The following is a 10,701-nucleotide window of genomic DNA, read 5'->3' on the forward strand; positions in this document are numbered from 1 at the left end:
AATTTTAGAATATAAATTTTGCAAAAATGTTTACTTGTTGTGGTAATGTATAGGTATATATGGTTAACACAAAAAACCTATACTTCTAGAATATAATTTGTTAAGCTAGATTCGTGAGGCAAGTCCATCTTTTTCCTTAATCGGTATCTTTTAACTTCAACACTTCTTGGTGAAATATTAAGCAGAGGTGCTATTTCTTTTGAAGAAAGATTTAACCTAAGATAAGCACACAATCTTAAATCGTTAGATGTTAGTGAAGGATGCATTGCTTTAATCTTCTTTAAGAAGTCCTTATCTGCATTATTAAATGCTTCCTCAAATACATTCCAATCATCTGTATTATTAAGGTTTTTATCAATAATTCTAATAACAGATTTTAAGTTTTTATCATTATCTGAAACATTTTTAAGCTCCTTTTTTATACTGTTTAAAAACTCATTCTTTTTTATTAAACTCATTGTCGATATACCCAACTCACGATTTTTACTTTCAATATCTTGTCTTAACTTTTCATTATTAAAACGCATAAGTTGTTGCTGATTTTCAAGCTCTTTTAGCTCTAATTCTCTTTCTGCTTTTTGTATTAATTTTTCTCTTTGCTTTCTATAATAACGTTTATACAAATTATGCATTAATGATGTAAGTAATAAAACAAAAAAGGTGTATATAACAATAGCCTCGTTTGATAGATGCCATGGTTTTTCTATTTTAAAACTATAAGTAGCCGTATTATTTGTTATGTTATTGCCAACTTTTGCTCTAACGTTAAAAACATAATCGCCATAAGACAAATTTTTAAATAATATACTAGAGCTTGTAGACCAACTACTCCATTCTGGATAAATACCTTTTAACTGATATTGATATTCTGTATCTAAATACTTATCAAATTCTGCAACACTAAAAGAGAATTCAATATTATTATCCTTGCTTTTAAAACTTCCTTCAATATACTTATCTACAACTTGAAGACTATCTTCTAAATCGTTGGTTGAAATTGAATTAATAGAAATACTATATGTTTTTTCATTTAATTTACCTAAATCTAAAACAAGATACCCTGTTGATGTTCCTATTAAATGTTTGTTATTTTGCAGGTGAGAAATGTTTTCATAACCTGTTAGGCCCTTAGGAAGCAATGTAGAAAAAGTAATCTTATTAACTTTAGGAGTACTACTTAACTTGCCAGGTGAAACATAATTTAGATTTTTATTTGAAAAACCCCAAAGAATATTATTCTCTTTATCTGATATAAGCTTACCAGACGTATACTCCTTTTTTGAATATAACTGACTTAAAATGGAGTCTTTAAAGAACTTTTTTTTTGATGGATTATATTTAAAAACACCTTCTTTATAAGCATAAAATATATTACCATTATGCTTTATAATACTAGAATTCAATCCTTTTTTAAGCGTTGAATCTTTTTCAACCTGTTCTGCTTTCGTAAAATCGTCATTTACTTTAACTTTATAAACGCCTTTAGATTCGTGGCTTACAAAAATATTGTTATTATAAAGCTCAAAAAACTTGCTTGAGATATCAAAACCATCAATTTTATTTCTAAATATCCATTTACCATTCACATTGGCAATTACATTAAGTCCGTTGTAGTTACCTTGAAGTAATAAATTATTATTATTATTATTATTATATATAGGAATAATATTCCATGTACCTGGTATGTCGATAACCAGTTCTGCTATATTTTTATTAACAATAAAAGTACCTGTATCGTGTCCACAAAACAATGAATTATTAAGCTTAACCAAGCATCTAACTGGGCCTTGAGTGCCCTCGATAAATTCAAATTCATTATCAGAAAGCATAGGCTTACAATACAAGCCTTGGTTTGTGCCTAAATACAAATAGCCATTATAAACTGCTGATGCGTAAACTGTTCCTATTTTCCCTTCTTTATCATTATAGATGCTAAATGGAGATTTAATATTAACACAATTGACTCCATTATCTAAAGCTAACCAAATATTATTTTCAGAATCTTCAAAAATGGAATGTATTGTATTATTACTTAAACCACTTTTAATATTAATGTGATAATTAATTTCTCCTTCTGAAGTTAAATGTAGAATACCATTAGATCTTGTTCCTAGTATAAAGCTTCCATCTCTTAATTGTGTACTTCTATAAACACCACTTTGAGGAAGTAACTTATTTGCAGGAATATCCCATTTATCAAGTCTGTTGCTATTAAAAATATAAAAGCCATTAGCTTCTGTTTCAATTAAAAGTTTTCCTTTGTAATTAAAAACATTAACTAATAAATTGTTTTTTAATACATCATTGTTGGAAATTAACTTTGACTTACCATTTTCAATCTTATACAATCCATCCTTTGTTTTTTGAAAATATATACTTCCATTAACTTTAAACATTTTGTATATGGTTGTATCTGAATCAATAAATGAATAAGATGTATTACTCTTGTTATATATATAAATTCTTTTTAAAGATTGAAACAGAATATAATTATCAAGCTCTACAATATTCCAAAACTCTTCTTCTTCAAGAAACTCAATTTGTAGATTTTTGGAAAGCGACGTATAATACAAATCTCCAAACTCATTTCTTTGCCAATAACCAAATTCTTTACTACAACCTGTATAAATAACATCATTAAAAACGTTAACAGATCGTATTATTGTTTCGTTTGGCGATGGGTACAAACGCCATTTAGCACCATTAAACTCTAATAAACCTTTATTGTTTGCAACATAAATATACCTATCCTTTGATTGTGCTATTGACCAGTTTTGATTTCCTGCTTCATACGATTTTGGAGTATATATTTCAATAGGAGGTATTTCTTGAGCCTTAACTAAAAAAAGACAAAAGAAATATAACAATGTTGTAAGCCTAAAAATATTTTTCAACTGTAAAGCTATTAATGTTGCGTTACTAATATAGTATAAATCCTTGTATTTATTATACTACTAAATACTTTGTATAGTTTTTGTATGGTTTTTTTATAATAAAAAATCACATACATCTTCATTATTAGTTTACCATTAAACCATAAATAATCATATTTCGGAGTTTTTAACTTTATTTTTACGAACTGCTTTATGCTAAATTCTTCTTTTGATTGAAAAAGCGTTTAAACTACTTTTAATTTTATGAAATACATTTAACATATACTATCTTCATACGTCCAAAAGTTATATTTTTACGGCTAAGGTATATTTATTTATTTTTACCGTTAATTATATTTAGTCTATCCAATTTTATGAAACGTAGTCTGTATTTTATTTTTACTATTAGCTTTTTAATTCTTTGGAGTTCTTGCCGTAAAGATTTTGAGTTTTCACCAAGTACAGGAAATTTAGAATTTTCTAAAGACACCGTTTATTTAGATACTGTTTTTACCAACATTGGCTCTAGCACTTATAACTTAAAAGTTTATAATAAAAGTGATGATGATATTGTTATTCCTTCTGTAAAACTTGGTTTGGGCGACGCTTCAGAATATAGACTAAATGTTGATGGTATCTCTGGTAAAACATTCGAAAACATTAAAATTTTAGCTAAAGACAGTATATTTATTTTTGTTGAAACTACTATTGATATTAATAACTTCTCTAATCCAAATGGGAATTATTTATATACCGATCAAATTGAATTCGACTCCAACTCAAATCTTCAAAAAGTAGAACTTGTAACCCTTGTACAAGATGCTGTTTTTATTTATCCAAACAGAGATAACACTACAAAAGTTATTGAGACATTAACGCTTAATGTTGGGGGTGAATTAATTGAAACTGAATTACAAGGGCGAGAGCTTTTAAATACCGAATTAACCTTTACCAACGAAAAACCTTATATAGTATATGGCTTTGCTGCTGTACCCAACGGGGAAACACTAAATATTAATGCTGGCGCACGCTTACACTTTCATTCTAATTCTGGATTAATCATTTCTGAGGGTGCAACACTTAATGTTAATGGCTCGTTTAGCAATGACCAAAATTTGTTAGAAAACGAAGTTATTTTTGAAGGTGACAGATTAGAACCAAATTTCTCTAACACACCAGGGCAATGGGGAACTATCTGGCTGTTTGATGGCAGCATAAACAATAGCATAAACTACGCTACAATTAAAAATGCAACAGTTGGTATTTTAAGCGATGGTAACCCAAATGGTGCGACAGAAAAGCTTAAAATTAGTAATTCTCAAATTTACAATTCTAGTAATTTTGGGATTTTGGGAAGAAACACATCTATAACTGGAGAAAACGTAGTTATAAATAATTCTGGACAATCATCGTTTGCGGGAACATTAGGAGGAGTTTATAACTTTACACATTGCACCATTGCAAATTATTGGAATAACGGATTTAGGCAATTTCCATCTGTTTTGCTAAACAATTTTGTAACAGATGAAAATAACAATGCTATTCTTGCAGATTTAACTGAAGCTAACTTTAATAATTGTATTATTTACGGAAATGATAATCCAGAGATTTTATTAGATGAAATTGAAGACTCTGAAGTGACTTTTAACTTTAAGTTTACTAATTGTTTAATCCGTTTTGAAGACAATAACAATAATTTTACTGGAGATAATTACAATTTGGAAAACACAAATCTTTATGAAAACAATATATTTAATGAAGATCCAAATTTTAAGGATGTAGAATTAAACCAATTTATTATTGGTGATGAATCTGCTGCGACAAATAAAGGCAACGTGTTGTTTTCAAGCCAAATACCCACAGATATTTTAAATATAAACAGAACTAATTCACCAGACTTAGGTGCTTATCAGCATGTTACATTTCCTAAAGATGATTAACGTGTCTTTTTACAAAATTTGATTTATAGGAAAAATTCGTTAATTTTTTTAAGTTTTAAAGCACTAAGCATTTAGCCAAAGTATCTTCGTAAATAGCTTCATATTGTGGTACAATATTATGTAAATCGTATTTTAAGGATTCTTTTCTAGCATTATTTTTAAAGGTCTCTAATCGGTTTTCATTGTTTAAAATATGTAATGCATTTTTAGTCATATCATCAACATCACCAACATCACTTAAAAATCCAGAAACACCATGTACGTTTACTTCTGGAATACCTCCTGTATTACTTGATATTACAGGAACTCCAGATGCCATAGCCTCAAGTGCAGCTAAACCAAAGCTCTCGGTTTGAGATGGCAGCAAAAATAAATCACTAAAACATAATATTTTATCTATTTCGTTGCTTTTCCCAAAGAAAACAACCTTCTCTGTAATACCTAATTGTTGACAACGCCATTCCATTTTCTCGCGTTCTGGTCCCTCACCTACTAGCATTAATTTTGCTGGCATTTCTTTTTGAATGTTATAAAAAACAGTAATAACATCTTGCACGCGTTTTACTTCTCGTAAATTACTAATGTGAGTAATAATTTTTTCATCGTCATTTGCCATCATAGCACGCTGGCAATCAGTAAATCCATGATTATATTTACTTAAATCTATAAAATTAGGCACTACGCTAATCTCATTTTTAATATCGAATAAGCGTAATGTATCCTCTTTTAAACTCTGAGAAACCGCTGTTACGGCATCCGATTTGTTTATACTAAAGGTAACTGCTGGTTTATAAAATGGATGACTACCAACAAGTGTAATATCGGTACCATGCAACGTGGTAACAATTGGCACATAAATGTTTTCTTCTATCAACATTTTTTTAGCCATATAAGCTGCATAAGCATGTGGAATAGCATAGTGTACATGTAAAATTTCAATTCCATGAAGCTTTACCATATCAACTAACTTACTCGATAATGCAAGTTCGTATGGTTGATAATGAAATAAAGGGTATTCTGGAACATTTACTTCATGATAATGCACATGATTACTCAATAACTCTAATCTAACCGGTTGATTATAGGTGATAAAATGTATTTCATGTCCACGCTTAGACAGCTCTAAACCAAGTTCCGTTGCAACTACACCACTACCACCAAATGTTGGATAACAAACAATGCCTATTTTCATAAAATTTATTCTAAATTTTCAGAGTAAATAAAATAGATACAAGAAAAAAGATTTGATATATTTATTCAATTTTATCAAAAAATTTCTTTATTCTTTTATCTTTTCTCTTAAATCTTCTTTATTCCTCTATCGCTTCATAAATTAAACGTTGAATATCTGTTCTTATATTCTTTTTTAACAATATGTTTTTTCCTGCTTTAGGGTACGTTCTATTTGCTAAAAACACATAAATAATTTCTTCTTCTGGATCTGCCCAAGCATACGTACCTGTAAAACCTGAATGCCCAAAACTCGTCATGGATATACAACCACATGTTGGTCCTTCTTCTCCTAATTGTGGTTTATCGAAACCAACGCCTCTCCTATTATCTTTTTCACAAAAATAACAGGTGTTAAACATATCTATAGTTTCAGGTTTTAAATACCGTTTACCACCGTAAAAACCTTTTTGCAAATACATTTGCATAATTTTAGCAACATCATTTGCATTGCTGAAAACACCAGCATGTCCACCTACTCCGTTTTGCATTGCGGCACCCATATCGTGTACAAAACCATGTACTTTTTCGTAGCGATAATAATCGTCAATCTCAGTTGGAACTATCTTTTTATTACTTATTTTATGATACGGATTGTATAACGTATAATTTGCTCCTAAAGATTGATAAAAGTGATTTTGGACTATTTCATCTAAGCCTTTGTCGTAATGCTTCTCAATAAATTTCTTTAAAATATAATAAGGAAAATCACTATATCTATATCTTAATCGGTCTAACAATTCAGAATCTTTAATTATTTTAGGAATTGAATCTTTATAATCACTACGTAAAAACAAATCTTTAGTGACTTCAATATTAAATTTATCGCTTTTAGTTTTTCTATAATATTTTGGACTTGGGCGTTTTGTAACCGAGTCGAGTGTTTTATAATAAAAGGGTTCCCAGGGGCGTAATCTGGCGTAATGAGAAAGCATCTGCTTAATAGTAATATCTTTTTTATTAGACTTTTTATACTCAGGTAAAATTTCTGAAAGTTTACTGTTTAAAGATACTATACCTTGCTCTACCATTTGCATAAGTATTGGTAATGTAGCTATAATTTTTGTTAGTGAAGCAACATCGTAAACATCATCAAAAGCTACTTTTTCTTTACCTTTATAAGTATGTTTTCCAAAGTTTTTATTATAAATAACTTTACCGCGTCTTGCTACCAAAAGTTGAATTCCTGGAGTCATCATAGAATCTACTGCCTTTTGCGCTATAGCATCTATTTTACTCAATTTTAATGAATTCATACCCACACGCTCTGGACTAGAATATCCTAATCGTTTTATTGAAAAATTATTAATGCCATGACCTTGCTTAAAAAATTCGCCTGTAGAAACAGGTAGTGTACCTTTTGCTGCAAAAGCACCAAATATAAGTTGCGCCGATTTTTGTTGAGCAATCTCACTATTTTGATAACTAACTACAATACTTTCAATATTCTCAATAGTTTTTAAATCTGATAAAGCATAAGGTTTTACAAAAACATCTAATATTACAGTATGTGTTCTAGCTATTTCGTGTAACCAAACTAATTCTTTATCGGTAAATCTATGGGGTTTCCAAGGGCTTTCGTTAGAGCGATGCAAACCAATTACAACGGTATTGTAGGGTTGTAATTTATTCATTAATTCATCTAACTTTTTAGCTTCTATGGCATGAACTTTAGTATATTTTTTTAGTTCATTAAAGAATGTAGAGCCACTATCATCACCCAATTTTACGTAAGCTATAGTTTTAGTTTCTAACTGACGAATAGGTAATAATTCGTTTTTATTTTTAACTATGGTTATTGCATTTTCAATAAGATCTTCATACAAAACATCGTCTTCAATTCTATTCAAATCTTCAATTAAATTATATAATCCGATGGGTTTGTAATTGTTTAATCCGACTTTATATTTAGCTTGAAGCACCTTTTTTACTGAATGTGCTAAACGTTCTTCAGTAATATCTCCACTTTCGCAAGCTTCTACAATTTTAGAAATACCAGCAGGAACATCTTCAGAAATAAGCAAAACATCATTACCAGCTTTAAATGCTGCCAAATCTATTTCACCACCTGTAGTAAATTTCCGAGGTGTATTCCCATCTATCGCAGGTTCTATATAATCTGCTACACCTTTCATATTTAAAGCATCTGTGAATATCAATCCTTTAAAGCCTAAACGCTCTTTTAAAATATCTGTAACTATATGTTTTGATAGTGATGATGGATAGCCAGAACGTGCTTCTAAACTAGGCACATTTAAGTGCGCTACCATAACACTAGAAAGTCCTTCTTTAATTAATTTTTTATATGGATATAACTCAATTGAATCTATTCGTTTTTCACTAAAACTAACTGATGGTAATGTTTTATGTGAATCTTGATCGGTATCGCCATGTCCTGGAAAATGCTTTGCATTAGCTAAAACACCTGCATCTTGCATACCTTCCATTAACGCTAAAGCTTTTGCCGTAACATTATCTCTATCTTCACCAAATGAGCGATTGCCAATTATTGGGTTTTTAGGATTGGTGTTAATATCTGTAACTGGTGCAAAATTAAAATGTACACCCAAACGCTTACAATGCTCGCCAATGTGCTTTCCTGTTTGCTTAATAAGATTGTTATCTTTTATGGCACCAAGTGTCATATTCCACGGAAACGAATAGGTAGAATCTAAACGCATTCCTAAACCCCATTCGGCATCCATACCAACTAAAAGAGGTACTTTAGACATGGCTTGTAATTCGTTGTTTAATTTAGCTTGCTTTACGGGGCCACCAAGCGAATAAATAACACCACCCAATTTATGATCTTGAATTAGTTTTATATTAGCGTTTTTTGTTTTTTTATCTTGATTAGAAAAAATCATAATCATATACAACTGTCCAACTTTTTCTTTTAGAGTTAACGAATTATATACACTATCTACCCATTTTTGCTGCCCTTCAACATCTTCATGCAATAGAGGATTTGAAGATATCTGACCAAATGCAAAAATAACTGTAAAAAAAGATAGAAATGAGAGAACGAAGTGGCGCATATAATGGATAAATTTTAAATATTATTAATAAAATATATTAATAGTAATAACTATGCCAAAATAATACTTTTAAAAAGAAGAAAAAAAGACTTTAAGATAGAATTATAATAAGATTATAAACAGATGGTTTTAATTCTCTAAACAATGAGCTACTCAATTAAATCAATATGCCTGTCATGATATCCTAACAAATACAACACACCATCTAACCCTATACTAGATATAGCACTTTGCGCATTATCTTTAACTTTTGGTTTAGCATGAAAAGCAATGCCTAAGCCGGCTAGATTAAGCATTTGTAAATCGTTTGCACCGTCTCCAACTGCAATAGTTTGGCTTATATCTATACCCTCTTTCTTTGCAATTTCTTTAAGGTATTCTGCTTTTTTATTACCATCAACTATATCACCAAGATAACCACCAGTTAAAACACCATCTTTAATTTCTAATTGGTTAGCATACACATAATCTATTCCTAATTCTTTTTGTAAATAATGACCAAAATATGAAAACCCTCCTGATAAAATAGCGGTTTTAAATCCATAGGTTTTTAAGGTATCTATAAGTCGCCGAGCACCTTTTGTTATTGGTAAATTAATGGCAACATCATGTAATACATCTTCACTCAAACCTTTTAAAAGCTTCATACGTCTTTTAAAACTTTCGTTAAAATCTATTTCTCCATTCATTGCAGATTCTGTAATAGCTTTCACCTCTTCTCCTACTCCTGCTAATTCTGCCAATTCATCAATAACTTCTGTTTGAATAAGTGTAGAATCCATATCAAAACAAACTAAGCGTCTGTTTCTTCTATAAATATTATCTTCTTGAAATGCAATATCAACATCTAAATCGTGTGAAATTTGCATGAATTTTTCAGTAAATTCGTTTTTATCACCAATTTTACCTCTAATAGATAATTGTATAGAAGCTCTAGGATATTCTACATCTTCAACAAGTGAAAGTCGCCCTGTGAGTCTTTTTATAGAATCTATGTTTAAGTTTTTTTCTGAAATCACTTTGGTGACTTCAGATATTTGTTCGGCAGCCAACTTTTCACCTAAAATAGTTACAATATATCGATCTTTACCTTGAAGATTTACCCACTTCTCATAGTCTTCAAGCGAGATTGGAGTAAATTTAGCCGTAATGCCTAACTCATAAGCCTTAAAAAGTAAGTCTTTTAAAACTGCAGCAGATTTTTTTTTAGATTGAATTTCAAACAGTATTCCTAAAGACAATGTATCATGAATATTTGCCTGACCAATATCTAACACTTTAGCACCATATTGTGCTAGAACTGATGTTAAACTAGATGTTAATCCTGGTTTATCTTGTCCCGAAATATTTAATAAGATAATCTCGTTAGCCATAATTTGATTTTTGCCTTGAATGACGTAAAAATCATTATTCTATTTGAGATATGAAAGTTTTTTTAGCTTATAATACGTGGTTATCTTAATTTTTGATAATCAGATAATCAAATCATAAATAAAAAGACAGAATGATAATGATGAGAAGATAAAACTAAAAAATAGTTACTCAAGATTTTGAAAAAAAAGAGTCTATTTTACAAATCGACTATGCCAACTCTCACTTGCTGGAACTTCCCAATTCTCT

Annotated in this window: 5 protein-coding genes; 1 reads left to right on the top strand and 4 read right to left on the bottom strand. The window is 29.9% G+C overall.

From position 1 onward, the window contains the following. Positions 1–77 precede the first annotated feature (77 nt). Complete coding sequence (locus tag AADI82_RS10345) at positions 78–2,894, bottom strand: triple tyrosine motif-containing protein (protein WP_341216366.1); 2,817 nt, start codon at positions 2,892–2,894, stop codon at positions 78–80. A 353-nt stretch (positions 2,895–3,247) separates the two neighbouring features. Here AADI82_RS10345 and AADI82_RS10350 point away from each other — a divergent pair, with 353 nt between their 5' ends. Then, the gene (locus AADI82_RS10350) at positions 3,248–4,813 is read left to right on the top strand and encodes a hypothetical protein (protein WP_341216367.1); all 1,566 of its coding nucleotides are present in this window, start codon (positions 3,248–3,250) and stop codon (positions 4,811–4,813) included. Between the two features lie 55 nt (positions 4,814–4,868). Here the strand turns inward: AADI82_RS10350 and bshA are convergent, their stop codons facing one another. The 3 genes from bshA to serB all read right to left on the bottom strand — a co-directional run bounded on the left by bshA (position 4,869) and on the right by serB (position 10,454). Continuing rightward, positions 4,869–6,005 carry an N-acetyl-alpha-D-glucosaminyl L-malate synthase BshA gene (bshA, locus tag AADI82_RS10355; protein ID WP_341216368.1) on the bottom strand — a complete coding sequence of 379 codons (1,137 nt, stop codon included), beginning with the start codon at positions 6,003–6,005 and terminating at the stop codon, positions 4,869–4,871. 118 nt (positions 6,006–6,123) lie between these two features. Next, positions 6,124–9,081, bottom strand: coding sequence for a glycoside hydrolase family 3 N-terminal domain-containing protein (locus tag AADI82_RS10360; RefSeq protein ID WP_341216369.1), 2,958 nt, complete (start codon positions 9,079–9,081; stop codon positions 6,124–6,126). Positions 9,082–9,230: 149 nt separating this feature from the next. Continuing rightward, entirely contained in the window at positions 9,231–10,454 is a 1,224-nt protein-coding gene (gene serB, locus AADI82_RS10365; protein ID WP_341216370.1) for a phosphoserine phosphatase SerB, read from the bottom strand. Positions 10,455–10,701 lie beyond the last annotated feature (247 nt).

The organism is uncultured Wocania sp. (assembly GCF_964021735.1).
Classification (GTDB): domain Bacteria; phylum Bacteroidota; class Bacteroidia; order Flavobacteriales; family Flavobacteriaceae; genus Wocania_A.

Bases quoted from the DNA above. Each gene is read 5' to 3' on its own strand.
- AADI82_RS10360 (WP_341216369.1), bottom strand. From the start codon at position 9,081: ATGCGCCACTTCGTTCTCTCATTTCTATCTTTTTTTACAGTTATTTTT.
- bshA (WP_341216368.1), bottom strand. From the start codon at position 6,005: ATGAAAATAGGCATTGTTTGTTATCCAACATTTGGTGGTAGTGGTGTA.
- AADI82_RS10350 (WP_341216367.1), top strand. From the start codon at position 3,248: ATGAAACGTAGTCTGTATTTTATTTTTACTATTAGCTTTTTAATTCTT.
- serB (WP_341216370.1), bottom strand. From the start codon at position 10,454: ATGGCTAACGAGATTATCTTATTAAATATTTCGGGACAAGATAAACCA.